The sequence below is a fragment of the Streptomyces sp. NPDC053432 genome, assembly GCF_055585365.1.
In genome coordinates this window covers 82110-106480 of record NZ_JBVJKF010000028.1, presented here as the reverse complement: position 1 = coordinate 106480, position 24371 = coordinate 82110, and the positions used below count along the sequence as shown (strand labels likewise).

The 24371-nt window shown below is 68.7% G+C and carries 24 protein-coding genes; 20 read left to right on the top strand and 4 right to left on the bottom strand.

The window, feature by feature from the left end; genetic code table 11:
* Positions 1-225: 225 nt before the first annotated feature.
* The 3 genes from ACZ6Y1_RS33375 (at position 226) to ACZ6Y1_RS33365 (ending at position 4676) form a co-directional block, all read left to right on the top strand.
* A complete protein-coding gene (locus tag ACZ6Y1_RS33375) occupies positions 226-927 on the top strand; it encodes an HAD family hydrolase (RefSeq protein WP_469638776.1) in 702 nt (233 codons plus the stop codon).
* Positions 928-1418: 491 nt separating this feature from the next.
* Positions 1419-3023: an ABC transporter substrate-binding protein gene (locus ACZ6Y1_RS33370; protein ID WP_469638773.1), complete on the top strand. Its 1605-nt coding sequence runs from the start codon at positions 1419-1421 to the stop codon at positions 3021-3023.
* A 72-nt stretch (positions 3024-3095) separates the two neighbouring features.
* Positions 3096-4676, top strand: coding sequence for an ABC transporter substrate-binding protein (locus ACZ6Y1_RS33365; protein WP_469638770.1), 1581 nt, complete (start codon positions 3096-3098; stop codon positions 4674-4676).
* Positions 4677-4750: 74 nt separating this feature from the next.
* Here the strand turns inward: ACZ6Y1_RS33365 and ACZ6Y1_RS33360 are convergent, their stop codons facing one another.
* The gene (locus tag ACZ6Y1_RS33360) at positions 4751-5425 is read right to left on the bottom strand and encodes a response regulator (RefSeq protein ID WP_469638767.1); all 675 of its coding nucleotides are present in this window, start codon (positions 5423-5425) and stop codon (positions 4751-4753) included.
* Between the two features lie 60 nt (positions 5426-5485).
* Positions 5486-6373 carry a RecB family exonuclease gene (locus ACZ6Y1_RS33355; protein WP_469638764.1) on the bottom strand — a complete coding sequence of 296 codons (888 nt, stop codon included), beginning with the start codon at positions 6371-6373 and terminating at the stop codon, positions 5486-5488.
* Between ACZ6Y1_RS33355 and ACZ6Y1_RS33350 the strand changes: the two genes are divergently transcribed.
* From ACZ6Y1_RS33350 to ACZ6Y1_RS33340, 3 genes are all read left to right on the top strand, one after another.
* Positions 6346-7740, top strand: coding sequence for a site-2 protease family protein (locus ACZ6Y1_RS33350; RefSeq protein WP_469638792.1), 1395 nt, complete (start codon positions 6346-6348; stop codon positions 7738-7740). The genes ACZ6Y1_RS33355 and ACZ6Y1_RS33350 overlap by 28 nt on opposite strands.
* An 18-nt stretch (positions 7741-7758) precedes the next feature.
* Positions 7759-8655, top strand: a complete 897-nt coding sequence (locus ACZ6Y1_RS33345; RefSeq protein WP_042814566.1) for a tRNA (adenine-N1)-methyltransferase — start codon at positions 7759-7761, stop codon at positions 8653-8655.
* Positions 8656-8840: 185 nt separating this feature from the next.
* Positions 8841-9428, top strand: coding sequence for a hypothetical protein (locus ACZ6Y1_RS33340; protein ID WP_469638761.1), 588 nt, complete (start codon positions 8841-8843; stop codon positions 9426-9428).
* A 4-nt stretch (positions 9429-9432) separates the two neighbouring features.
* On the opposite strand, the gene ACZ6Y1_RS33335 is transcribed toward ACZ6Y1_RS33340, so the two are convergent.
* Positions 9433-9753: a ferredoxin gene (locus ACZ6Y1_RS33335; protein WP_469638756.1), complete on the bottom strand. Its 321-nt coding sequence runs from the start codon at positions 9751-9753 to the stop codon at positions 9433-9435.
* 264 nt (positions 9754-10017) lie between these two features.
* Here ACZ6Y1_RS33335 and arc point away from each other — a divergent pair, with 264 nt between their 5' ends.
* The 6 genes from arc to prcA all read left to right on the top strand — a co-directional run bounded on the left by arc (position 10018) and on the right by prcA (position 16204).
* The gene (arc, locus tag ACZ6Y1_RS33330; RefSeq protein ID WP_376661335.1) at positions 10018-11784 is read left to right on the top strand and encodes a proteasome ATPase; all 1767 of its coding nucleotides are present in this window, start codon (positions 10018-10020) and stop codon (positions 11782-11784) included.
* Positions 11785-12051: 267 nt separating this feature from the next.
* Entirely contained in the window at positions 12052-13563 is a 1512-nt protein-coding gene (gene dop / locus ACZ6Y1_RS33325; protein ID WP_469638752.1) for a depupylase/deamidase Dop, read from the top strand.
* Positions 13564-13759: 196 nt separating this feature from the next.
* Positions 13760-13972 (top strand): ubiquitin-like protein Pup, encoded by a 213-nt coding sequence (locus tag ACZ6Y1_RS33320; protein ID WP_030294332.1) that lies wholly within the window; start codon positions 13760-13762, stop codon positions 13970-13972.
* Between the two features lie 36 nt (positions 13973-14008).
* Entirely contained in the window at positions 14009-14608 is a 600-nt protein-coding gene (locus tag ACZ6Y1_RS33315) for an endonuclease VII domain-containing protein (RefSeq protein ID WP_469638746.1), read from the top strand.
* Complete coding sequence (gene prcB / locus ACZ6Y1_RS33310; RefSeq protein ID WP_469638743.1) at positions 14560-15399, top strand: proteasome subunit beta; 840 nt, start codon at positions 14560-14562, stop codon at positions 15397-15399. Before ACZ6Y1_RS33315 ends, prcB begins: the two co-directional genes overlap by 49 nt.
* 40 nt (positions 15400-15439) lie before the next feature.
* The gene (gene prcA / locus ACZ6Y1_RS33305; RefSeq protein WP_469638740.1) at positions 15440-16204 is read left to right on the top strand and encodes a proteasome subunit alpha; all 765 of its coding nucleotides are present in this window, start codon (positions 15440-15442) and stop codon (positions 16202-16204) included.
* 58 nt (positions 16205-16262) lie between these two features.
* Here prcA and ACZ6Y1_RS33300 read toward each other — a convergent pair whose 3' ends face one another.
* Positions 16263-17258, bottom strand: a complete 996-nt coding sequence (locus ACZ6Y1_RS33300; protein WP_469638736.1) for a LacI family DNA-binding transcriptional regulator — start codon at positions 17256-17258, stop codon at positions 16263-16265.
* Positions 17259-17394: 136 nt separating this feature from the next.
* On the opposite strand from ACZ6Y1_RS33300, the gene ACZ6Y1_RS33295 reads away from it, so the two are divergent.
* The 8 genes from ACZ6Y1_RS33295 (at position 17395) to ACZ6Y1_RS33260 (ending at position 24314) form a co-directional block, all read left to right on the top strand.
* Positions 17395-18642 (top strand): MFS transporter, encoded by a 1248-nt coding sequence (locus ACZ6Y1_RS33295; protein ID WP_469638733.1) that lies wholly within the window; start codon positions 17395-17397, stop codon positions 18640-18642.
* Between the two features lie 170 nt (positions 18643-18812).
* Positions 18813-20174: a Pup--protein ligase gene (gene pafA, locus ACZ6Y1_RS33290; protein ID WP_376657814.1), complete on the top strand. Its 1362-nt coding sequence runs from the start codon at positions 18813-18815 to the stop codon at positions 20172-20174.
* Positions 20175-20277: 103 nt separating this feature from the next.
* Entirely contained in the window at positions 20278-21216 is a 939-nt protein-coding gene (locus tag ACZ6Y1_RS33285) for an FKBP-type peptidyl-prolyl cis-trans isomerase (RefSeq protein ID WP_469638729.1), read from the top strand.
* A gap of 43 nt (positions 21217-21259) precedes the next feature.
* Positions 21260-21637: an FKBP-type peptidyl-prolyl cis-trans isomerase gene (locus tag ACZ6Y1_RS33280; protein WP_469638724.1), complete on the top strand. Its 378-nt coding sequence runs from the start codon at positions 21260-21262 to the stop codon at positions 21635-21637.
* 145 nt (positions 21638-21782) lie between these two features.
* The gene (locus ACZ6Y1_RS33275) at positions 21783-22739 is read left to right on the top strand and encodes a helix-turn-helix transcriptional regulator (RefSeq protein ID WP_469638721.1); all 957 of its coding nucleotides are present in this window, start codon (positions 21783-21785) and stop codon (positions 22737-22739) included.
* Positions 22740-22879: 140 nt separating this feature from the next.
* Positions 22880-23848, top strand: a complete 969-nt coding sequence (locus ACZ6Y1_RS33270) for a helix-turn-helix transcriptional regulator (RefSeq protein ID WP_469638718.1) — start codon at positions 22880-22882, stop codon at positions 23846-23848.
* Positions 23849-23859: 11 nt separating this feature from the next.
* Positions 23860-24087, top strand: a complete 228-nt coding sequence (locus tag ACZ6Y1_RS33265; RefSeq protein WP_469638715.1) for a hypothetical protein — start codon at positions 23860-23862, stop codon at positions 24085-24087.
* Positions 24088-24113: 26 nt separating this feature from the next.
* Positions 24114-24314 carry a hypothetical protein gene (locus tag ACZ6Y1_RS33260; RefSeq protein WP_376657808.1) on the top strand — a complete coding sequence of 67 codons (201 nt, stop codon included), beginning with the start codon at positions 24114-24116 and terminating at the stop codon, positions 24312-24314.
* The last annotated feature ends 57 nt before the right edge of the window (positions 24315-24371 follow it).

Here is a 24371-nt window from a genome sequence, read left to right as displayed (position 1 = left end):
CCGGAGCGGATCGGGGTCCACCTCTCGGAGGAGTTCCAGCTCCACCCCGAGCAGTCCACCGACGCGATCGTCATCCACCACCCCGAAGCGAAGTATTTCAACGCACGCTGACGCGGATCGGCGTACACTGGTCGGTCCCAAACAGGCCGGTCACCTGTTCCCCGAGGGGGTATCCCCGCGGGCCGAGGTGACCGGCCTTGTCGTCCCCGGAGAGAGGCGTAACAGATGACCAGCACCGTTCCCGCCCCCGTCGCCCGCACGGCCGACGGGCATGCCCTGCAGGCGGTGCTGCTCGACATGGACGGCACCCTCGTCGACACCGAGGGATTCTGGTGGGAGATCGAAGCGGAGATCTTCCACGAGCTCGGCCACCGCCTCGACGAGGCCTGGCGCGACGTGGTCGTCGGCGGCCCCATGAGCCGCAGCGCGACCTTCCTGATCGAAGCCACCGGAGCCGCCATCGGCCTGGCAGAGCTCAGCGTCCTGCTCAACGAGCGCTTCGAGGCCCGCATCGCCGACCGCGTACCGTTGATGCCCGGCGCCGAGCGGCTGCTGAGCGAGCTGGCCCGGTACAACGTGCCCACCGCCCTCGTCTCCGCCTCACACCGCCGCGTCATCGACCAGGTCCTGCTCACCCTGGGCCGCGACCGCTTCACCATGACCGTGGCCGGGGACGAGGTCGCGCGTACGAAGCCGCACCCCGACCCGTACCTGCTCGCCGCGAACACGCTGGGCGCGCACCCCTCCCGCTGCGCCGTCATCGAGGACACCGCCACCGGCGTCGCCGCCGCGGAGGCCGCCGGCTGCCGGGTCGTGGCCATCCCCTCCGTCGGCGGCATCTCTCCCGCCCCGGGCCGGACCATCGTCAGCTCGCTGGAGGAAGTGGATCTCGCGTTCCTGCGGTCCCTCATCGCCTCGATGAACTGAGCGCACACGCGATCACACGCTCAGTACCGAACGAAACGCCCCCCGGCCCAAGGTCCCGCGGAAGAATCTTCCGTCAGGGGCAGGGGAGGCTGAAATTCCATCCTGTCCGGCGGAGTTGCCCCGGGTGACCTTGGTCACCCGTCACAGCCCCGACGGACCTGTCTCACCGCCCTGAAGCCTGCCGCTCTGTCCGGATTGATCAGCTCCTGACCGAATCCGGACAGAGCGTCGCGTGAACAGCCGGTTCACTCCCGTCACGGTGCGATTACACCCCATGTCCGGCCGGTTCCAGCCATCCCGTCCCGGACCACTAGTGTCATTGCGGGCACTGCGCCGCACCTCAGCCGCCCCGGCCACACACCCCTGTGCCGGGACCGCGTGGACCGATCGTCACTACACCGGCCCGATCGTTCCGCCCTGAACGGGCGACCGCCGCGAAGTGCCCTTCACACCGCTTTGAGCAAGTGCCGGTAACAGGGAGTACTTCCAGCATGAACCGCAAGACCATGGTGCTGACGGCCGCGGCCGGACTGCTCACCCCCACGCTGGCCGCATGCGGCACCGCGACCGGCGGAGGAGCAGGATCCGGAGCGATCGTCGTCGGAACCACCGACCGGTTCGAGGCCGCCGAATACGCCCCCGCCCCGTTCGACCCGGCGTACGCCTACGACGCCGGTGCCTGGAACGTCCTGCGCCAGACCCTCCAGACGCTCATGCACACCCCGCGCGCCGGCGGCCAGCCCGTCCCCGAAGCCGCCTCCGACTGCCGCTTCACCGACACCGGCAACGAGAGCTACCGCTGCACCCTGCGCCCCGGCCTCAAGTTCGCCTCCGGCGACCCCGTCACGGCCAAGGACGTCAAGTTCTCCATCGACCGCGTCCTCGCGATCAAGGACGAGAACGGCCCCTCCTCGCTCCTGGCCAACATCGACTCCGTCGAGACGAAGGCCACCGACACCGTCGTCTTCCACCTGAAGACCCCGGACGCGACCTTCCCGTACAAGCTCTCCACCCCCGCCACCGGCATCGTCAGCGAGAAGAACTACGACGCCAAGAAGCTCCGCGAGGGCTTCGCCGTGGACGGCTCCGGCCCGTACACGATGAAGGCCGAGGTCAAGAACAACCAACTCGTCCGCGCCGTCTTCAGCAAGAACCCCTCCTACAAGGGCGACCTCAAGCTGCAGAACGACAAGGCCGAACTGCGCACCTACGCCGACTCGACGGCCATGGGCAAGGCGCTCGCCGACGGGAAGATCCACATGATCTCCCGCACCCTGTCGCCCGCCCAGATCACCGAGCTCTCCACCAAGCCCCCCAAGGGCGTCAAGCTCACCCCCCTGTCCGGGCTGGAGATCCGCTACCTCGGCTTCAACACCGACGCCCCCGTCGTCAAGGACAAGGCCGTCCGCCAGGCCCTCGCCGCCGCCGTCGACCGCAACGCCCTCATCGACAAGGTCTACGGCAAGGCCGCCCAGCCCCTCTACTCGCTCGTCCCCACCACCGTGACGGGCCACGTCAACTCCTTCTTCAACAAGTACGGCGACGCCAACACCGCCAAGGCCGCCACCCTGCTGAAGGACGCCGGGATCAAGACCCCGGTCAAGCTCACCCTGAACTACACCACCGACCACTACGGCGACGGCACCGCGGCCGAGTTCGAAGCCCTCAGGGCCCAGCTGAACTCCACCCAGCTGTTCGACATCACCGTCCAGGGCAGCGACTGGGCCGACTTCCGCCCCGCGCAGAAGAAGGGCGACCACGCCGCCTACGGACTCGGCTGGTTCCCCGACTACCCCGACGCCGACAACTTCCTCGCCCCGTTCCTGGAGCAGGACAACTTCCTGGGCACCCCGTACGCCAACGCCGCCGTACGCACCCGCCTCATCCCCGAATCCCGGCGCGCCGCCGACCGCAACGTCGCCGTCCCCGCGATCACGGAAATGCAGGACATCGTCGCCGAGGACGTACCCGTCCTGCCCCTGTGGCAGGGCAAGCAGTACGTCGCCGCACGCGACGGGATCACCGGAGTGGAGTGGTCCGTCAACGCCATCTCCGACCTCCAGCTGTGGGAGCTCGGCCGCGGCGTAAGCGGCTGACGCACCCGAACCACCGGCAGCGGGTGTCGCGGGCCGGCCCGAAGAATCTGTTCGACTGAGAAGGACGTAACCGTGAATCGACGTAACCAGTGGCTGGCGGCCCCGCTCGGCGCAGCGACCGCCGCCGCGCTGCTCAGTGGTTGCGGCTCGACCGATGGCTCCAACGCCGGCAGCGGCAAGGGCGTGGTCATGGGCATATCCGACAAGGTGAAGGCCACCGACCCGGCCTCGGGCTACGACCCGGGCTCCTGGGTGCTCTTCAACAACGTCTTCCAGTCGCTCCTCAGCTTCCCCAAGGGCGGCACCACCCCCGAGCCCGACGCCGCGGAGACCTGCGGCTTCGAGGGCGCCGACAGCAAGACCTACAAGTGCACCCTGCGCGGCGGCCTGACGTTCAGCAACGGCCACAGCCTCACCGCGAAGGACGTCAAGTACTCCTTCGAGCGCACCCTGAAGATCAACGACGCGAACGGCCCCGCCGTCATGCTCGCGTCGATCGGCTCCATCGAGGCCCCCGACGACAAGAACGTCGTCTTCCACCTCAAGACCTCCGACGCGACCTTCCCCAGCAAGATCGCCTCGGGCGCCGGCTCCATCGTCGACCACGCCGAATACCCGGCCGACAAGCTCCGCACCGACGGCAAGGCCATCGGCTCCGGTGTCTACAAGCTGGACTCGATCAGCGACAAGAGCGCCAGCTTCTCCGTCAACGAGTCCTACACCGGCAAGGCCAAGGTGCGGAACTCCGGCGTCACCATGAAGTTCTACAACGACGACCAGGCCGCCCTGAAGAAGGTCCTCGAAAGCGGAGACGTCGACTTCGCCTTCCGCGGCCTCGCCGCCAAGGACATCGCCGGCCTCTCCGCCAACACCGGGGACAAGAAGGTCGAGGTCGTCCAGGGCACCGGCGCCGAGGTCCAGCACCTCGTCTTCAACATGAACGACCCGGTCGCCGGAAAGATCCACGTCCGCAAGGCCATCGCCTACCTCGTCGACCGCGAAGCCCTGGTCAAGGAGATCTACCAGGGAACCGCGACCTCCCTCTACTCGATCGTCCCGGCCGGCATCGCCTCCCACACCACGCCCTTCTTCGACCGCTACGGCGGCAGCCCCCAGCTGGAGAAGGCCAAGGCCGTCCTGCGCGCCGCCAACGTCAAGGACAAGGTCAAGATCACCCTGTACTCGACGCCCACCCGCTACGGCCCCTCCACGGACCAGGAAGTCCAGCTGATCGCCAAGCAGTTGAACGACAGCGGCCTCTTCGAAGCCGACGTCAAGTCCGCCGAGTTCGACCAGTACGAGAAGGACATCAAGGCCGGCAAGTACGGCGTCTACATCAAGGGCTGGGTGCCCGACTACCCGGACGCCGACAACTTCACCCAGCCGTTCTTCGGCCCCGACAGCGTCCTCGGCAACAACTACGACAACAAGGAGATCACCGGGACCATCATCCCGTCGACCTCCGCGAAGTCCGACCGCACCGCCGCCAACACGGACTACAACCGCCTCCAGGACATCGTCGCCGAGGACATCCCGCTCCTCCCGCTCTGGCAGAGCAAGCAGTACGCCGTCACCCGCCCGAACGTGACCGGCCTGCAGTGGTCCCTCGACGCGTCGACCGTCTTCCGCTTCTGGGAGATCAGCAAGGGCTGAGCCCACCACCCGCAGCAGAACGGGCCGGCAGCCGCACCACGCGGCCGCCGGCCCGTTCGCCGTCCAGGAGACCCCTACTGGCCCGCCCCCGGACGCACCAGACCGCTCTCGTACGCGTACACGGCCGCCTGCACCCGGTCCCGCAGCCCCAGCTTCGTCAGCACGTGCCCCACATGCGTCTTCACCGTGGTCTCGCTCACGAACAGGTCCGCCGCGATCTCCGCGTTCGACAGCCCCCGGGCCACCAGCTTCAGCACCTCGACCTCCCGCTCCGTCAGCGAACCGAGCGTGTCCGGCACGCTCTCCTCGCCCGACGGCAGGTGCCCCGCGTACTTGTCCAGCAGCCGCCGCGTGATGCTCGGCGCGAGCATCGCCTCGCCGCCCGCCACCACCCGGATCGCCTGCACCAGCTCATTGGCCGGCGCGTCCTTCAGCAGGAACCCGCTCGCCCCCGCCCGCAGCGCCTCCACCACGTACTCGTCCAGATCGAACGTGGTCAGCACCAGCACCTTCGCCGGACCGTCCCGTCCCGGACCCGTGATCTGCCGCGTCGCCTCCACCCCGTCCATCCGCGGCATCCGGATGTCCATCAGCACCACGTCCGGCTGGAGCGCCCGCACCTGGTCCAGCGCCTGCAGACCGTCCCCGGCCTCACCGACCACCGCCAGATCCTCCTCGGCCTCCAGGATCATCCGGAAGCCGGTGCGCAGCAGCGGCTGGTCATCGACCAGAAGGACGCGGATCGCCACGGGGTCTACCTCGAATTCGTACGGCGGCTTCGACGGACGCCGCCCATTCTGCCCTGCCCCCTAACGGGGGACGATCGTCAGAGGATAGGCCGGGGGAGTACCACCGAACTCCGGACACACCGCCTGATGATCACACCAGCCGCACAGCTTCGTCGGCCGCGGACGCCAGTCACCCGACTCCGTCGCCTCCCGGATCGCCTCCCACAACGCGTGCAGCTTGCGCTCCACCCGCTCCAGGTCCTCCACCACCGGGTCGTACGTCAGCACCTCACCACTGCCCAGGTACACCAGCTGCAACCGCCGCGGCACGACCTGCTTCAGCCGCCACACCACCAGCGCGTAGAACTTCATCTGGAACAGCGCGCCCTCCGCGTACTCCGGCCGCGGCGCCTTGCCCGTCTTGTAGTCGACGATCCGCACCTCACCCGTCGGCGCCACGTCCACCCGGTCGATGATCCCGCGCAGCCTCAGCCCCGACGCCAGCTCCGTCTCCACGAAGAACTCCCGCTCCACCGGCTCCAGCCGGGTCGGGTCCTCCAGCGTGAACCACCGCTCCACCAGCGCCTCGGCCTCCGTCAGCCACCGCGCCAGCCCCGCCCCCTCGTCCCCCGCCGGAAACAGATCCGCCAGCTCCGGCTTCGACTCCAGCAACCGCTCCCACTGCCCCGGAATCAACGCCTTCGCCACCGGAGCCGTCCGCTCCGCCGCAGGATGATCGAAAAGCCGCTCCAGCACCGCGTGCACCAGCGTCCCGCGCGTCGCAGCCGCACTCGGCTTCTCCGGCAGCTTGTCGATCACCCGGAACCGGTACAGCAACGGACACCGCATGAAATCACTCGCCCGCGAAGGGGAGAGCGAAGAAGGCGCCACAGCGGCCGGCGCCACAGCGGCATCCGCGGCGGCACCCTCATCGGCGGCACCTGGCACGGCACCCGAGCTCGTCGTCATGGACAAAACCCTACGACCCGCCGCCGACAGCCCACGCCATACCATCGACGCCGGACCCCCTCGCACTGCATGATCGGAGCATCACAACCCGCTACAGACCGGCTCAAGCACCATCTGAACCACACCTGAACCACACTGGAAACACCAGCACCGACCGAAGGACAGCCGTGGCAGACACCGACGAAACCGGCGAGCGCCCAGACCGGCGCTCACGACCGGGCGGCGGAATCCTCATGGGCCGCCCCTTCGGCGTACCCGTCTACGTCTCCTCCAGCTGGTTCCTCGTCGCCGCCCTCATCACCTGGGTCTTCGGCAACCAGCTCGACCGCGTCCTGCCCGAACTCGGACCCGTCCGCTACCTCGTCTCCCTCTTCTTCGCCGTCGCCTTCTACGCCTCCGTCCTCGTCCACGAACTCGCCCACACCGTGGCCGCCCTCCGCTTCAAACTCCCCGTCCGCCGCATCCAGCTCCAGTTCTTCGGCGGCGTCTCCGAAATCGAGAAGGAATCCGAGACCCCCGGCCGCGAATTCGTCCTCGCCTTCGTCGGCCCCCTCCTCTCCCTCCTCCTCGCCGGCGTCTTCTACCTCGGCATGAAAGCCGTCGACCCCGCCACCGTCCCCGGCGTCCTCCTCGCCGGACTGATGATCTCCAACCTCCTCGTCGCCGCCTTCAACCTCCTCCCCGGCCTCCCCCTCGACGGCGGCCGCATGCTCCGCGCCGTCATCTGGGGCATCACCGGCAAACCCATGACCGGCACCATCGCCGCCGCCTGGATCGGCCGCGCCCTCGCCGTCACCGTCCTCCTCGGCCTCCCCCTCCTCACCCACACCGGCACCCTCGGCAACCGCGGCGACGACACCGGCGGCATGAACACCGTCATGGACGCACTCCTCGCCGCCATCCTCGCCGCCATCATCTGGACCGGAGCCGGCAACAGCCTCCGCATGGCCCGCCTGCGCGAACACCTCCCCGAACTACGCGCACGCAACCTCACCCGCCGCGCCATCCCCGTCGAAAACACCACCCCCCTCTCCGAAGCCCTCCGCCGCGCCAACGAAGCCGGCGCCCGCGCCCTCGTCGTCGTCGACGGCCAAGGAGACCCCACCGCCATCGTCCGCGAAACCGCCATCGCCTCCGTCCCCGAACACCGCCGCCCCTGGGTCGCCGTCAGCACCCTCGCCCAGGACCTCACCGACGGCATGAAGGTTTCCGCAGACCTCACCGGCGAAGAACTCCTCGACCACCTCCGCGCCACCCCCGCCACCGAATACCTCGTCCTCGAACCCACCGGCCAGATCTACGGCGTCCTCTCCACCCTCGACGTCGAAAAAGCCTTCGTGAAAGCCATGGCACGGCCCCAGTCCTGAAGCCAATACACTGGTCACATGTCCGAACCGACCGGTGCCGCCCGCCGACGCGGGCCCTTCGAGGTCGGGGACCAGGTACAGCTGACCGACCCCAAGGGCCGCCACTACACGTTCACGCTCGAAGCAGGGAAGAACTTCCACACCCACAAGGGTTCCTTCCCGCACGACGAGCTGATCGGCGCACCCGAGGGCAGCGTTGTCCGCACCACCGGCAACGTCGCCTACCTCGCGCTGCGCCCCCTGCTCCCCGACTATGTCCTGTCCATGCCCCGCGGCGCCGCCGTGGTCTACCCCAAGGACGCCGGCCAGATCCTGGCCTTCGCCGACATCTTCCCCGGCGCCCGCGTCGTCGAAGCCGGCGTCGGCTCCGGCTCCCTGAGCAGCTTCCTGCTGCGCGCCATCGGCGACCAGGGCATGCTCCACAGCTACGAGCGCCGCGCGGACTTCGCCGAGATCGCCACCGCCAACGTCGAGCGGTACTTCGGCGGCCCCCACCCGGCATGGAAGCTCACCGTCGGCGACCTCCAGGACAACCTGGACGAGACCGACGTCGACCGCGTCATCCTCGACATGCTCGCCCCGTGGGAGTGCCTCGAAGCGGTCAAGAAGGCCCTCGTCCCCGGCGGCATCCTCTGCTGCTACGTGGCCACCACCACCCAGCTGTCCAAGACCGTCGAGTCCATCCGCGAGATCGGCTGCTTCGCCGAACCGCAGCCCTGGGAATCGATGATCCGCAACTGGCACGTCGAAGGCCTCGCCGTCCGCCCGGACCACCGCATGATCGGCCACACCGGCTTCCTCGTCACCGCCCGCCGCCTCGCCGACGGCGTCGAGCCCCCCATGCGCCGCCGCCGCCCCGCCAAGGGCGCCTACGGCGAGGACTACGAAGGACCCGGCAGCGACCGCTCCGCGTAACCACCCCGCACACCCAACACCAAGGCGCTGTGGCGCAGTTCCCCGCTCACCCCGGGAACTGCGCCACAGCGCCTTTTCGTTGTCGGGTCGAACCCCCCGGCCGACCGGACCCGGCCGTTCCACCATCGTGTGACGTATGGCACGATGCTGGCTCCCCGTCACCCCTCGCACAGGAGACACCCAGCGTGCTGCACAGCCCCACCGAGCTGACGCCGACATCGGACACCCTGGGACACACCCTCACCAGGCCCGTCCACTGGATCGCCACCGCATCCGCCATGGCCGCCGTCATAGCCGGCGCGGGACTTCTCCAACCGGCCGCCGCCGGAACCGCCGCACAGCCCGCCGAAGGCCCCCACGCCACCGCCCCCGACCCGGCGGGCATCACCTACCCCCTCGACTGCAAGGGCGCCCCCCAGGCCGTCACCGCCACCGCCCAGGGCGACCTCGACGGCGACGGCCGCCCCGAAACCGTCGCAGCCGTCCGCTGCGACGCCGGATCCGGCACCCCGCCCCACGCCATCTACGTCCTCGTCCAGGACCGCACCGCCGGAGCCCGCCCCCGCGTCGTCGCCACCCTGCTCGACGCCGCCCAGCGCAAGACCGCAACCGACCTCACCGTCCGCGACGGAGTCGTCACGGCCGGCCTCCTCGGCTACTCCTCACCCGACGTCCCGCGCTACAGCCCCGACCTCAAACAGCGCGCCAAGTGGCGCTGGAGCGACGGAAAATTCCGCCAGGAGCTGACTGACTCGGCCTCCAGGAGTGTTTGAACCCTCACTCAGCGTCCGGACCGAACACTTCCACCCGGTCCGAAACCCGCCTCACATGGATGCAGTCACCCGGACACTCCTTCGCCGAATCGACCACGTCCTGCAACAGCACCAGCGGAACCGGAGTCGTCGCCCCCGCCTCCTGCAACAGCTCGTCGCCCGCACCCTTCACATACGCCAGACCATCGATGTCCAGCTCGAACACCTCCGGCGCGTACTGCACGCAGATGCCGTCCCCGGTGCACAGGTCCTGGTCGATCCAGACCTCGAGCGGCTCCCCGGACCCGCCCGCCACGCCCGCCGGAGCCTCCTGCTGCACGGTCATATCTCCTGCCGTTCCCTGCCCTGAGTGATCCATCCCGCTCACAACCCGCGGCAAGTCGCGCGGGCCCTGACGGGTGTTGAACAGTTCGACCTTACAACCGGCCGCTTTCAGATGTTGATGGGTGGGTATTTCCTTGGCGTGAGGGAGTACGCAAGGGTGAAGATCGGACACGCCTCTACCGTCTTTGTGATCTAGGGGTTTCAATCACCACCAGCCCAGGTAGGGTCAGGAAGCGTCCAGCTCCCCTTGGAGGAGGTGAGGACCGTGGCAGCCCACGACGACGACATCAACCGCGGCATCCGGCCCGGGCGAGGGTCCGAGGACCCCGCCGGCCAGGTTGCCTATCTCGAGCAGGAAATCGCCGTCCTGCGCCGCAAGCTCGCCGACTCTCCGCGACACACGAGGATTCTCGAAGAGCGGATCGTCGAGCTTCAGACAAATCTGGCCGGCGTCTCCGCACAGAACGAACGACTCGCGAATACCCTCCGTGAGGCCCGCGACCAGATCGTGGCCCTCAAGGAGGAAGTCGACCGGCTCGCACAGCCGCCGGCCGGCTTCGGTGTCTTCCTGCAAGCCAACGAGGACGGCACCGTCGACATCTTCACCGGAGGCCGAAAGCTCCGCGTGAACGTCAGCCCCAGCGTCGACCCGGAAGACCTCCGGCGCGGCCAGGAAGTCATGCTCAACGAAGCGCTCAACGTGGTCGAGGCCATGGAATTCGAGCGGGCCGGGGACATCGTCACCCTCAAGGAAATCCTCGAGGACGGCGAGCGCGCCCTGGTCGTCGGGCACACCGACGAGGAAAGGGTGGTGAGGCTCGCCGAGCCGCTCCTGGACATCACCATCCGCCCCGGCGACGCCCTCCTGCTCGAACCCCGCTCCGGCTACGTCTACGAAGTGGTCCCCAAGAGCGAGGTCGAAGACCTCGTCCTCGAAGAGGTACCCGACATCGACTACGACAAGATCGGCGGCCTGGGCGACCAGATCGAGCTGATCCGCGACGCGGTCGAGCTCCCGTACCTCTACCCCGACCTCTTCAAGGAACACGAACTGCGGCCTCCGAAGGGCATCCTGCTCTACGGCCCGCCCGGCTGCGGCAAGACGCTCATCGCCAAGGCCGTCGCCAACTCCCTTGCCAAGAAGGTCGCCGAGGTGACCGGACAGGCAGCAGGAAAGTCCTACTTCCTGAACATCAAGGGACCCGAACTCCTCAACAAGTACGTCGGCGAGACCGAGCGGCACATCCGCCTCGTCTTCCAGCGTGCCCGCGAGAAGGCCAGCGAGGGCACCCCCGTCATCGTCTTCTTCGACGAGATGGAATCCCTCTTCCGCACCCGCGGATCCGGCGTCAGCTCGGACGTGGAGAACACCATCGTCCCCCAGCTGCTCGCCGAGATCGACGGCGTGGAAGGCCTGGAGAACGTCATCGTCATCGGCGCCTCCAACCGCGAAGACATGATCGACCCGGCCATCCTGCGCCCCGGACGCCTCGACGTGAAGATCAAGATCGAGCGCCCGGACGCGGAAGCCGCCAAGGACATCTTCGCGAAGTACCTCAAGGCCTCCCTGCCCCTGCACACGGACGACCTGTCCGAACACCAGGACAGCCCGGCCGGCACCGTCCACAGCATGATCCAGACCGTCGTCGAGCAGATGTACGCCGAATCCGAGGAGAACCGCTTCCTCGAGGTCACGTACGCCAACGGCGACAAGGAAGTCCTCTACTTCAAGGACTTCAACTCCGGCGCCATGATCCAGAACATCGTGGACCGGGCCAAGAAGATGGCCATCAAGGCCTTCCTCGAACACAACCAGAAGGGCCTCCGGGTCTCCCACCTCCTCCAGGCATGCGTGGACGAGTTCAAGGAGAACGAGGACCTTCCCAACACCACCAACCCGGACGACTGGGCCCGAATCTCCGGAAAGAAGGGCGAGCGGATCGTATTCATCCGCACCCTCGTCACCGGAAAGCAAGGCGCGGACACCGGACGCTCCATCGACACGGTGGCGAACACCGGTCAGTACCTCTGACCGAGCGGAGCGGCTGCGGATGCCCTCCCCGGGCATCCGCAGCCGACTGCTTTACCGGCCGCTTTTCAGCCGGTGACGAGGCCAATTCAATGACGGAAATGATCTCCCCACGAGCGCGAAGTGGTTCTACGCTCTTCCTTACCGCGGCCGGACGCGCAGTGCGGGGACGGGCACCGCACAGGAACAGGCACAGGCACGCGCACCGGAGCACCAGCGGTACTTGAGCGCCGCTCCCGACCAGGAGCGCCGCCGGGCAAGGAGGGCCGCATGACCGTACGGCGAGTAATGGGGATCGAGACGGAGTACGGGATCTCCGTCCCGGGCCACCCGAACGCCAATGCCATGCTCACCTCGTCCCAGATCGTCAACGCCTACGCGGCGGCGATGCACCGGGCGCGCCGCGCCCGCTGGGACTTCGAGGAGGAGAATCCGCTGCGCGACGCCCGGGGCTTCGACCTCGCCCGCGAGGCCGCGGACAACAGCCAGCTCACCGACGAGGACATCGGCCTCGCCAACGTCATCCTCACCAACGGCGCACGGCTCTACGTCGACCACGCCCACCCGGAGTACAGCTCCCCGGAGGTCACCAACCCGCTCGACGCCGTCCTCTGGGACAAGGCCGGCGAGCGGATCATGGCCGAGGCCGCCGTACGGGCCGCACAGCTCCCCGGCGCCCAGCCGATCCACCTCTACAAGAACAACACCGACAACAAGGGCGCCTCCTACGGCACGCACGAGAACTACCTGATGAAGCGGGAAACCCCCTTCTCGGACATCGTGCGCCACCTGACCCCCTTCTTCGTCTCGCGCCAGGTCGTCACCGGCGCCGGACGCGTGGGCATCGGCCAGGACGGCCGCGAGCACGGCTTCCAGATCAGCCAGCGAGCCGACTACTTCGAGGTCGAGGTCGGCCTGGAGACCACCCTCAAGCGGCCCATCATCAACACCCGCGACGAGCCCCACTCCGACGCCGAGAAGTACCGCCGGCTCCACGTGATCATCGGAGACGCCAACCTCTCCGAGATCTCCACCTACCTCAAGCTGGGCACGACCTCGCTGGTCCTCGGCATGATCGAGGACGGGTTCATCAGCGTCGACCTCGCCGTCGACCAGCCCGTACGCACCCTGCACCAGGTCTCCCACGACCCGGACCTGCAACACCTGATCACGCTCCGCAGCGGCCGTACGCTGACCGCCGTACAACTCCAGATGGAGTACTTCGAGCTGGCCAGGAAGTACGTGGACGAGCGGTACGGGACGGACGCGGACGAGCAGACCAAGGACGTCCTGTCGCGCTGGGAGGACGTCCTGGGGCGGCTGGAGACCGACCCGATGAGCCTGTCGGGGGAGCTGGACTGGATCGCCAAGCGGGAGATCCTGGAGGGCTACCGGCGCCGTGACGGCGTGGACTGGGACGCGGCCCGGCTGCACCTCGTGGACCTCCAGTACTCGGACGTACGGCCCGAGAAGGGCCTGTACAACCGCCTGGTGGCCCGCGGCAAGATGAAGCGCCTGGTGGACGAGCCGGCCGTCGAGCGGGCCCAGAGCAAGCCCCCGGAGGACACCAGGGCCTACTTCCGCGGCCGCTGCCTGGAGCAGTACGCGGACGACGTGGCCGCGGCCTCCTGGGACTCGGTGATCTTCGACCTCCCGGGCCGGGACTCGCTCCAGCGCGTCCCGACCCTGGAGCCCCTGCGGGGGACCCGGAACCACGTCAAGGAGCTCCTGGACCGCTGCCGCACGGCGGAGGACCTGGTGCGGGTGCTTTCCGGTCAGTGAAGTGGTGCCTTCGAGGCGCCTTCGAGGCCTGAAAGGGCCCCGGTCCGGGAATCATGAAATCAGCCGGACGTTATGAAAGTGCGGGGACGAATGCCGGACCCTCCTTGTAGGGTCCGGCGTAGGGTCTGATCTTGAGAGATCCCGAATCCCGGGGTCTCTCGACATGAGCGTGCGAACCGAGCGGGGTGAGGTAGACATGGCGACCAAGGACACCGGCGGCGGACAGCAGAAGGCGCAGCGCTCGACCGAGGAGGTCGAGGAGGCTGCGGTCGAGGAATCGACCGATCTCAAGGAGCGGCAGGAGAAGCTCTCCGACGACGTCGACTCCGTACTTGACGAGATTGACGATGTACTCGAGGAAAATGCCGAGGACTTCGTTCGGAGTTTCGTACAAAAAGGCGGCGAATAGCCTTCGAATCCAAGGTGAACTCGCAAGCATGGCTCCATGTCCAATGGAACGAAGTGGTGTCGCGGTTGTAGCCGCGACGTCCCACTGAGCGGGTTCGCCCTAGACCGGAATCGTGGCGACGGCCTTCAGCCGAGGTGTCGGCAGTGCGTGGCGGAGTACAGCGCCGCGCACTACCGGCGGCGCCAAGCGGCGCAGGGCAAGGCCGTCAAGGAGAAAGTGGATGTCCCGCCGGGCCACAAGCTCTGTCGACAGTGCGGAGAGATCAAGCCGCGCGGTGAGTGGCACAAGAACGCCTCGGCGTCGGACGGCTTGTCCACTCGGTGCAAGGCGTGCCGGGCCATCCAAGGGCGGGCAGGCCACTTGAAGCGCTCGTACGGCATCACAGAGGCTGAGCGTGACGAGATGATCGCTGCTCAGGACGGGGTCTGCGTGATCTGTCAGTCTGCTCCCGCCGAGCACGTGGATCACGATCATCAGACGGGTAAGGTCCGAGGCGTACTGTGCTTCAGCTGCAACGCAGCCCTGGGGCAGTTCAAGGATCGGCCGGACGTCATAAGGCGTGCAGCCGCTTACGTGGAAGGAAACCTGTGGAACCCAACACTCGTAGCACAGGGCGTCTACCGGCAGCCTTCCTGACGCCGGGGTCGTCGTCCTTCATGGACTTCCTGGGCGCGCACGCGCCCGAGATGCTGCCGGGGAACCGGAAGCTGCCCGAGGGGATCGTCGAGGCGCCGCACGGGACGACGATCGTCGCGGCCACCTTCCCCGGAGGGGTCGTGCTCGCCGGTGACCGGCGGGCGACCATGGGGAACATGATCGCGCAGCGGGACATCGAGAAGGTGTTCCCGGCCGACGAGTACTCCGCGGTCGGCATCGCCGGTACGGCCGGCCTGGCCGTGGAGATGGTGAAGCTGTTCCAGCTGGAGCTGGAGCACTTCGAGAAGGTGGAGGGGGCGACCCTCAGCCTGGAGGGCAAGGCCAACCGGCTGTCCACCATGATCCGGAGCAACCTCGGCATGGCGATGCAGGGCCTGGCCGTCGTGCCGCTGTTCGCCGGGTACGACGAGGGCAAGGAGAAGGGCCGGATCTTCTCCTACGACGTGACCGGCGGCCGCTCCGAGGAGCACGGCTACGCGGCCACCGGATCGGGCTCGATCTTCGCCCGCGGTTCGATGAAGAAGCTCTACCGTCCCGATCTGTCGGAGGAGCAGGCCACCACGCTGGTCGTGCAGGCGCTGTACGACGCCGCCGACGACGACTCGGCGACCGGTGGGCCGGACCTGTACCGCAACATCTACCCCATCGTCACCGTCATCACCGACGAGGGCTTCCGCAGGCTGGACGAGGACGAGTCGCAGGCGCTCGCCCGCAAGGTGACGGACCGACGGCTCCAGGAGCCCGACGGTCCGCGCGCCGCCCTGCTCTGACCAGTCCTCTCGTCGCCCAGAAGAAAGGGACGGAAAGCCGGTGTCGACTCCGTTCTATGTGTCACCCCAGCAGGCCATGGCCGACCGGGCGGAATACGCCCGGAAGGGCATCGCCCGCGGCCGCAGCCTTGTCGTGCTGCAGTACGCCGACGGCATCGTGTTCGTCGGCGAGAACCCGTCCCGTGCGCTGCACAAGTTCAGCGAGATCTACGACCGGATCGGTTTCGCGGCCGCCGGCAAGTACAACGAGTACGAGAACCTGCGGATCGGCGGTGTGCGGTACGCGGATCTGCGTGGATACACCTACGACCGTGACGATGTGACGGCGCGTGGGCTGGCGAACGTGTACGCGCAGACGCTCGGCACGATCTTCTCCAGTGCGGGGGAGAAGCCGTACGAGGTGGAGCTGGTGGTCGCCGAGGTCGGGGCGACGGCGGCCGGGGATCAGATCTACCGGCTTCCGCATGACGGTTCGATCGTCGACGAGCACGGTTCGGTGGCGGTCGGTGGCAACGCCGAGCAGATCAGTGCGTACCTGGATCAGCGTCACCAGGACGGGATGACCCTGTCCGAGGCGTTGAAGCTGGCGGTGCAGGCGCTGTCCAGCCAGGCCAACGGTGCGGACAAGACGATTCCGGCGGAGCGGCTGGAGGTCGCGGTGCTGGACCGTACGCGGTCGCAGCAGCGGAAGTTCAAGCGGATCCGTGGCCGGCAGCTGGCGCGGCTGCTGGAGGCGGAGGTTCCGGCGGCGGTGCAGGCGGATGCCGTGTCGAACGACGAGGCGCCGGAGGACGACGCCGAGTAGGCGGTGTGATGTGCGGGGCCCCGGTTCGCCGTTTCGGCGGGCCGGGGCTTTCGTGTGTTCAGGGGGTGGGGGCGGGGCCCGAGGAGTCGCGGACGACGAGGTCGACGGGAAGGTCGGGGGCGGTCCAGGGGGTGCCTTCGAGGACGGCGAGGAGGGCGGTCATGCCCTGTTCGCCGATGCGTTCGGCGGGGAGGTGGACGGTGGTGAGTTCGGGTTCGACGGCGGTGGCGAGGGCGAGGTCGTCGAAGCCGGTGACGGAGAGGTCTTCGGGGATGCGCAGGCCGAGGCGGCGGGCGGCTTTGCAGGCGCCGGCGGCGAGGATGTCGTCGTCGCAGATGACGGCGGTGGGGCGGTCGTGGGGGGTGGCGAGGGCCGTTTCCATGGCGGTGCGGGCGGCGTCGACGCTGAGGGGGGCGCGGACGGTGCGCAGTTCGGTGTGGGGGCCGAGGTGGGTGGTGAGGGCTTGGGCGCGGACGGCGAAGGTCCAGCTGTCGATGGCGGAGGCGAGGTGGAGGAAGCGGCGGTGGCCGTGGGTGAGGAGGTGTTCGGTGACCTGGCGCATGCCGTCGGCCATGGCGAGGTTGACGTGGGCGGAGCCGCCGGCGGCGGGGTCGCTGTCGAGCATGACGAGGGGGAGGGTGGCTCCGCCGATGGCTTCGAGGGCGTCGGCGGCCATGGAGGAGGCGATGATGCCGTCGAGGGCGGCGCGGGCGGAGGCGAAGGGGTCGCGGGCGGGGCCGGTGCCGTCGGGGGAGGGGTAGAGGACGACGCCGAAGCCGTGTTCGGCGGCGACGCGGGCGGCGCCGGTGTAGACGCGGGCGAAGAATTCGTTGGTGAGGGCGGGGACGACGAGGAGGGCGGTGCGGGTGGTGCCGAGGCGGAGGTTGCGGGCGGCGAGGTTGGGGCGGTAGCCGAGGGTGGTGGCGGTTTCGCGGACGAGGTCGGCGGTGCGTTCGGAGACGCGGCCGCGCCATTTGTCGCCGAGGACGAGGGAGACGGTGGCCTGGGAGACCCCGGCGGCGGTGGCGACGTCCCGGCTGGTGGGTCTCGTCACAGGGGGCTCCTGAAGTGCGTGGTCGGGGCGGGGCGGGGGTTGCTGTGGGTGGACCGGTGGGCTGGGGCCATGGTACGTATGACCCGTCACGTTATACGTATTACCCCGGCGCGGGTCCGGGCGGAAGGGGGCGGTCATGGCCGCGGGATACGCGGAGCTGCTCAGGACCCGGCATGCCGCGAGGCTGCTGGTGGGCACGCTGGTGGGGCGGCTGCCGAACGCGACGGCGCCGATCGCGATCGTGCTGTTCACCCGGGCCGAGGGCGGCAGCTACAGCCTGGCGGGGGCGCTGGCCGCCGTGTACGGGGTGGCGAACGCGGTGGGCCAGCCGCTGCTGGGGCGGGCGGTGGACCTGTACGGGCAGCCGCGGGTGCAGCTGCCGGCGGCGGTGGTGTCGGCGTTGGGGATGGTGTGGCTCGCGCTGGCGGGCACCGGGTCGGTGGTCGCGGCGTACGCGGCGGTGGTGATCGCGGGTCTGTTCACGCCGCCGCTGGAGGGTGGGCTGCGGGCGCTGTGGCCGGGTGTGCTGGGTGGCCGGGAGGAGCGGGTGCACCAGGCGTACGCGATGGACGCGGTGGCCCAGGAGGTCATGTTCACGGTCGGTCCGTTGCTGGTCACGCTGTTCGTGGCGTTGTGGTCGCCGGCCGGGGCGCTGCTGGCGCTGAACGCGATCGGGGTGGTGGGTGCGCTGTCGGTGGTGGTTTCGGAGCCGTCGAGGGCGTGGCGTTCGGAGCCGCGTGAGGCGCACTGGCTGGGTGCGCTGCGTTCGCGGGGGCTGCTGGCGTTGCTGGGTGCGTTCTTCTTCGTGGGGTCGGCGCTGGGGTCGATCACGGTGGCGGGGGTGGCGTATGCGGACGGTCATGGCGGGCAGGTGGTGTACGGCTGGCTGATGGCGGCGCTGGGTCTGGGTGCGCTCGTGGGTGGTGTCGCTTATGGGGCGCGGCAGTGGGCGGGTGCGCCGGAGCGGCGGCTGCGGGTGCTGGTGGCGTTGCTGGCGGTGTGTTATCTGCCGTTGATGCTGGTGCCGGGGGCGGTGGCGATGACGGCGCTGACGGCGCTCGCGGGGGTGTTCCTGGCTCCGGCGATCGCGTGTGCGTTCATCGTGGTGGACCGGCATGCTCCGGTGGGGACGGTGACGGAGGCGTTCTCGTGGCTGGTGACGTTCTTCGGGGTCGGTGCGGCGATCGGTACGGCGGTTGCGGGTCCGGCGGTGGAACTGGGTGGTACGGCGGCGGGCTTCGGTGTGGCGAGTGCGGGCGGAGCGGCGGCGCTGGTGGTGCTGATGGTCACTCAGGGGGTGCTGGGGGCGCGGGGGCGCAGTCGTGCGGTGGCGGGTTCGGAGGGTGCTGGGGCCGTGGTGGAGGAGTCCGCGGGGCAGGGCTGAGGTTTCGGGGTTTTCGCTGGGGGCGGGTCGGGTATGCACAGGTGTCGTGCTGTGCTTTTCCGTCCGGCCCCGGGTGTTTTGCGGCGGCTCGTCGGCGGTTTCGGGGAAACTGATCGAACCGCGCTGGCGAACCCGGTTTCAGAAGGGGGCAGAAGGCGTAATGTTCAGTCATGGACCGCCGCATTTTCGGGCTGGAGAACGAGTACGGCGTCACGTGCACGTTCAGGGGACAGCGCCGACTGTCTCCTGACGAAGTGGCGCGCTACCTCTTCCGCCGTGTTGTGTCATGGGGCCGCAGCAGCAATGTCTTCCTGCGGAACGGTGCCCGCCTGTACTTGGACGTGGGTTCGCATCCGGAATACGCAACACCCGAATGCGACAACGTGACCGAGCTGGTCACGCACGACAAGGCGGGCGAGCGCATTCTCGAAGGACTGCTCGTCGATGCCGAGCGCCGCCTGCACGAGGAGGGAATCGCGGGCGACGTCTATCTCTTCAAGAACAACACCGACTCGGCGGGCAACTCGTACGGCTGCCACGAGAACTACCTGGTGGCGCGGCACGGGGAATTCTCGCGCTTGGCGGACATCCTCATTCCGTTCCTCGTCACGCGGCAGTTGATCTGTGGTGCGGGCAAGGTGCTGCAGACGCCGCGGGGTGCGGTGTATTGCGTGAGCCAGCGGGCGGAGCACATCTGGGAGGGTGTCAGTTCCGCGACGACGCGGTCCCGGCCGATCATCAACACGCGGGACGAGCCGCATGCGGATGCGGAGCGGTACCGCCGGCTGCACGTGATCGTCGGGGACTCGAACATGTCCGAGACGACGATGCTGCTGAAGGTCGGGGCGACCGATCTGGTGCTGCGCATGATCGAGGCGGGCACGGTGATGCGGGACCTGACGCTGGAGAACCCGATCCGGGCGATCCGTGAGGTCAGTCACGACATCACGGGTCAGCGCAAGGTGCGTCTGGCGAGCGGCCGGGAGGCCTCGGCGCTGGAGATCCAGCGGGAGTACTACGACAAGGCGGTGGACTTCGCCGAGCGCCGTGGGATCCGTACGGGCACGGTGGAGCAGGTGCTGGAGCTGTGGGGCCGGACCCTGGACGCGATCGAGGCGGAGGATCTGGACCGGATCGGGACCGAGATCGACTGGGTGATGAAGTACCAGCTGATCGAGCGGTACCGGGGCAAGCACAACATGACCATGTCGAATCCGCGGGTGGCTCAGATAGACCTCGCGTACCACGACATCCACCGTCGGCGGGGGCTGTACTACCTGCTGGAGCGCAAGGGGCAGGCGGCGCGGATCTGCAACGACCTGAAGATCTTCGAGGGCAAGTCGGTGCCTCCGCAGACGACGCGGGCGCGGCTGCGCGGTGATTTCATCCGGCGGGCGCAGGAGCAGCGGCGGGACTTCACGGTGGACTGGGTGCATCTGAAGCTGAACGACCAGGCGCAGCGGACGGTGCTGTGCAAGGACCCGTTCCGGTCGGTGGACGACCGGGTGGAGAAGCTGATCGCCGGGATGTAGATCTCCCCGGTGTGTGGTCAGGGCCCCGTACCTGTCTCGTACGGGGCCCTGTCCACGGCTTAGAGTGGCGGCGACCGTTTGCCGTCTGAGATCTGAGGAACACGTGCGCCGACTTGCCGGCCTGCTTGTCGTACCCCTTCTGCTGCTGTCGACAGCGGCGTGTGGTGACAGCGGCTCCGACTCCGCCCAGATGAAGAACGGGGCGCCCGCGATCACGAAGGGTGCCGAGTTCGGGCAGAAGCCCACCCTGTCGACGGGTAAGGGGACGCCGCCGAAGGAGCTGAAGGTGGTGACCGTCAGCGAGGGCAAGGGCCCGGTGCTGAAGAAGGGCGACATCGCCCAGGTCAATTACCTCGGCCAGGTGTGGGACGGCAAGGAGCCGTTCGACCAGAGCTTCGACCGGGGGCAGACGTTCGATGTGACCATCGGTGCGGGTGCCGTCATCAAGGGCTGGGACCAGGGTCTGGAGGGCCAGAAGGTCGGCAGCCGTGTGGAGCTGGTGATTCCGCCGGAGCTGGGTTACGGGGCCCAGGGTTCGGGCGACAAGATCAAGCCGAACGCGACGCTGGTGTTCGTGGTGGACATCGTCAAGGGTGCTTCCGTGCCGGTTTCGGCGACGGGCAAGGAGGTCCCGCAGGACGACAAGGCGCTGCCGAAGGTCGGTACGAACACGGACGGCAAGGAAGTCGCCGTGACCGTTCCGAAGGACACGGAGCCGCCGGCGAAGCTGGTGTCGAACTATGTCCTGGAGGGCGACGGCGCGGCGGTGAAGGACACCGACAGCGTGGTGGTCAAGTTCCACGGCAAGACGTGGAAGGACGACAAGACGTTCGAGAGCACGTACGCGACGGACACGACGGTGACGTGGCCGATGTCCCAGCTGTCGGTGAAGGGCCTGAAGGAGGGCATCACCGGCAAGAAGGTCGGCAGCCGCATCCTCCTGGTGATCCCGCCGGACATGGCGTTCGGGGACCAGGAGAAGGGGTCCATTCCGGCTAAGTCGACGCTGGTCTTCAGCCTCGACATCCTCGCGGTGATGTAAGACTGTCCCGGTTGACCGGTTCGTAAGTTTGAGGAGCAGTTCCGTGAGCGACAAGCTCGAGAAGCCCGAGATCGATTTCCCCGAGGGTCCGGTTCCCGCCGACCTGGTGATCGAGGACATCTGGGTGGGCGAGGGTGCCGAGGCCAAGGTCGGCGCCTTCGTCAAGGTCCACTACGTGGGCGTGGCCTTCTCCACCGGTGAGGAGTTCGACGCTTCGTGGAACCGCGGCAGCGCGCTGCAGTTCCAGCTGGGTGTCGGCCAGGTCATCAAGGGCTGGGACCAGGGTGTCCAGGGCATGAAGGTCGGCGGTCGTCGCAAGCTGACGATCCCGGCGCACCTGGCCTACGGGGACCGCGGTGCGGGCAGCGCGATCGCTCCGGGTGAGGCGCTGATCTTCGTGTGTGACCTGATGGAAGCCTGATCAGGCGATCGTTTGATCGGTTGAGGGGCCCCTGCCTGCCGGCGGGGGCCCCTCGCTTTTGTCCGGGCGCGCCGGGGCGGTACGGTCAACGGTCACGGCTGTGTCCGTGGGCGGACGCGTACGAGGGAAGCGGGGATGGGCGTCGATGGCGATTGCCAAGGCCGAGCGGCTGATGAATCTGGCGCTGTGTCTGCTGGGGACGCGCCGGCCGCTGAGCAAGCGGGAGTTGCGGGGGTCGATCGAGGCGTACCTCGAGGCCGGCAACGACGAGTCCTTCAACCGGATGTTCGAGCGGGACAAGGACGATCTGCGTGAACTCGGCCTGGTGATCGAGACGGTGGAGAACCTGGAGGGCGAGATCGGTTATCTCGCGCGCCGGGACAGCAACCGTCTGCCTCCCGTCTCGCTGGACGCCGAGGAGGCCGCGGCGCTGGGGCTGGCGGCGAAGGTGTGGCAGCAGGCGCGGCTGGCGGGGGCGGCGAGCGGCGCCCTGCAGAAGCTGCGTGCGGGCGGGATGCCGGAGGCGGAGGATCCGTACGGGGGTCAGCACAGTGCCATCGAGCCGCGCATCCCGGTGCACGAGGCGGCCTTCGAGCCGCTGATGCTGGCGTGCCGGGACCGGCGGCCGGTGGTGTTCGACTACCGGAAGTCGACGGCGGCGCGGCCGGAGACCCGGCAGGTGGAGCCGTGGGCGCTGGAGTGCTGGCGGGGTCACTGGTACCTGGCCGGGTACGACCGGGACCGTGGTGCGGAGCGGGTGTTCCGTCTGTCGCGGATCACGGGGAAGGTCCGGTCGCGGGCGGGGAAGTACGTCGCGGAGGTGCCCGACGTGGTGACCGTGCGGGAGACCGTGGAGAGCTGGGCGGGGGAGAGCGCGGACCGTTCGGCGCTGATCCGGCTGCGGGCCGGGGCGGGGTATCCGCTGCGGGCCAAGGCGACGGCCGTGCGGGAGGGCGGGGACGGCTGGGACGAGCTGGAGATCCCCTACGGGCACGGGCTGGACGCCTGGCTGGTGGAGTTCGGTCCGGACGTCGTGGTGGTCGGGCCCGCCGATCTGCGGGCGGACGTGGTGGACCGGCTGCGGGCCGTCGCCAAGGCCTGAGCAGGCCGGGGCGGGAGGGGCGCAGGTCCTTCACCGCCGGCACCTTTCGCCGCCGGGGCAGCAGGGCCTGTGGCCCGGTGCAACGCAAGCGCACAAGCGCACCATTCGAAGAGCACGCCCTGAGGGGGAGACGTACCAGCATGGCCGCCAACGCCATCGACCAGACCCGCCGGATGCTGTCCCTGGTCACGTATCTGCGGGAGCGCCCGGGCGCGCACGTCGCCGACGTCGCGCGGGCCTTCGGGATCACCGAGGACGAGCTGATCTCGGACCTCGACGTGCTGCCCATGTGCGGGACCAGTTTCCGGGGCGGTGACCTCCTCGACATCGACACCGACGGGGAGCGCATCTGGTGGCGCAATCCCGACGCGTCGGGGGAGTCCACGGCGGAGCCGCTGCGGCTCGCGGCCGACGAGGCGACCGCGCTGCTGGTGGCGGCGCGGGCGGTGGCGACGCTTCCGGGCCTGCGGGAGAGCGACCGGGAGGCGCTGCTGCGGGCCACCGCCAAGCTGGAGGCGGCGGCGGGCGAGGCGGCCGGGGCGTCCTCGCGGCTGTCGGTGACGTTCGAGTCGGAGGGCGGGGTCTTCGCGGACGTGGACCGTGCCATCGCGGAGCGACGCAGGCTGTGGCTGCGGTACTACTCGCCGGCGCGTGACGAGCTCACCGAGCGCAAGGTCGACCCGATCCGGCTGTTCGCGGTGGGGCACACGTACATGGAGGGGTGGTGCCACCTCTCGGAGGCGCGGCGTACCTTCCGTCTCGACCGGGTCGCGGAGATCCGGCTGCTGGACGAGCGGGCCGAGCCGCCGGCGATCGAGCCGCGGGACCTGTCGGAGGGCCTGGTCCAGCCGGCCGCGGAGGACCCGGAGGTGGTGGTCGAGGTCGGCCCGGGCGGTCGCTGGGTCGCCGAGTACTACCCGCACGACAGCGCCGAGGAGCTGCCCGACGGGGGGCTGCGGATCACGCTGCGCAGCCCGGATCCGGCGTCGCTGCGCCGTCTGGCGCTGCGGCTGGGCCGTGAGGGGCGGATCGTGGAGCCTTTGGAGCTGGCGGAGAGTGCGCGGAACGCGGCTCGAGAGGCACTCGCGGGGTACGGGGAAACGGTCTGAGGGGCGGGTCGATGTCGCAGAAGTCCGGGTCCGTCGCCTTCAAGGCCTCCTGTCCCGACTGCCGGGCCCGCTTCGAGCTGGACGCGGGTGCGCTGCGTCTGGCGATCGGGGGCAGCCGCAGGGCGACGTTCTACTCCTTCACGTGTCCGGCGTGTGGCGTGGCCGTCCGTAAACCTGCTGGTGAGCGCATTGTGGAGTTGTTGACAGGTGGGGGCGTGAGCACCCTGCGCAGTGTCTGAGGGCGCTCCTCGTCTAGGCTCTTGTCATGCTGTGGCCGATGATCGCAATCGCCCTGGGTTTCCTGGGGCTCGCCGTCCTGTCCGTGCTGGCCGTACGGGTGTTCGTGGAGGTGCGCAGGCTGTCCGGGCAGGTGGAGCGGGCCAGCCGGCGGATCTCGGACGCGTCGGGCGAGCTGGAGCGGGCGGCGTCGGACCTCGCGCGGGCCGGGCGCGGCGTGCGGCCGTGACGTAGTCCACATAGCGGCACGAAACCGTGTGACCGGGACATGAACAACCGGTCTCCG

What these genes read in the sequence shown, in the direction of transcription:
- ACZ6Y1_RS33375 (WP_469638776.1), top strand. Translation starts at nt 226, where the DNA reads ATGACCAGCACCGTTCCCGCCCCCGTCGCCCGCACGGCCGACGGGCAT.
- ACZ6Y1_RS33370 (WP_469638773.1), top strand. Translation starts at nt 1,419, where the DNA reads ATGAACCGCAAGACCATGGTGCTGACGGCCGCGGCCGGACTGCTCACC.
- ACZ6Y1_RS33355 (WP_469638764.1), bottom strand. Translation starts at nt 6,373, where the DNA reads ATGACGACGAGCTCGGGTGCCGTGCCAGGTGCCGCCGATGAGGGTGCC.
- ACZ6Y1_RS33345 (WP_042814566.1), top strand. Translation starts at nt 7,759, where the DNA reads ATGTCCGAACCGACCGGTGCCGCCCGCCGACGCGGGCCCTTCGAGGTC.
- ACZ6Y1_RS33335 (WP_469638756.1), bottom strand. Translation starts at nt 9,753, where the DNA reads ATGACCGTGCAGCAGGAGGCTCCGGCGGGCGTGGCGGGCGGGTCCGGG.
- dop (WP_469638752.1), top strand. Translation starts at nt 12,052, where the DNA reads ATGACCGTACGGCGAGTAATGGGGATCGAGACGGAGTACGGGATCTCC.
- ACZ6Y1_RS33320 (WP_030294332.1), top strand. Translation starts at nt 13,760, where the DNA reads ATGGCGACCAAGGACACCGGCGGCGGACAGCAGAAGGCGCAGCGCTCG.
- ACZ6Y1_RS33315 (WP_469638746.1), top strand. Translation starts at nt 14,009, where the DNA reads ATGTCCAATGGAACGAAGTGGTGTCGCGGTTGTAGCCGCGACGTCCCA.
- ACZ6Y1_RS33295 (WP_469638733.1), top strand. Translation starts at nt 17,395, where the DNA reads ATGGCCGCGGGATACGCGGAGCTGCTCAGGACCCGGCATGCCGCGAGG.
- pafA (WP_376657814.1), top strand. Translation starts at nt 18,813, where the DNA reads ATGGACCGCCGCATTTTCGGGCTGGAGAACGAGTACGGCGTCACGTGC.
- ACZ6Y1_RS33275 (WP_469638721.1), top strand. Translation starts at nt 21,783, where the DNA reads ATGGCGATTGCCAAGGCCGAGCGGCTGATGAATCTGGCGCTGTGTCTG.
- ACZ6Y1_RS33270 (WP_469638718.1), top strand. Translation starts at nt 22,880, where the DNA reads ATGGCCGCCAACGCCATCGACCAGACCCGCCGGATGCTGTCCCTGGTC.
- ACZ6Y1_RS33265 (WP_469638715.1), top strand. Translation starts at nt 23,860, where the DNA reads ATGTCGCAGAAGTCCGGGTCCGTCGCCTTCAAGGCCTCCTGTCCCGAC.
- ACZ6Y1_RS33260 (WP_376657808.1), top strand. Translation starts at nt 24,114, where the DNA reads ATGCTGTGGCCGATGATCGCAATCGCCCTGGGTTTCCTGGGGCTCGCC.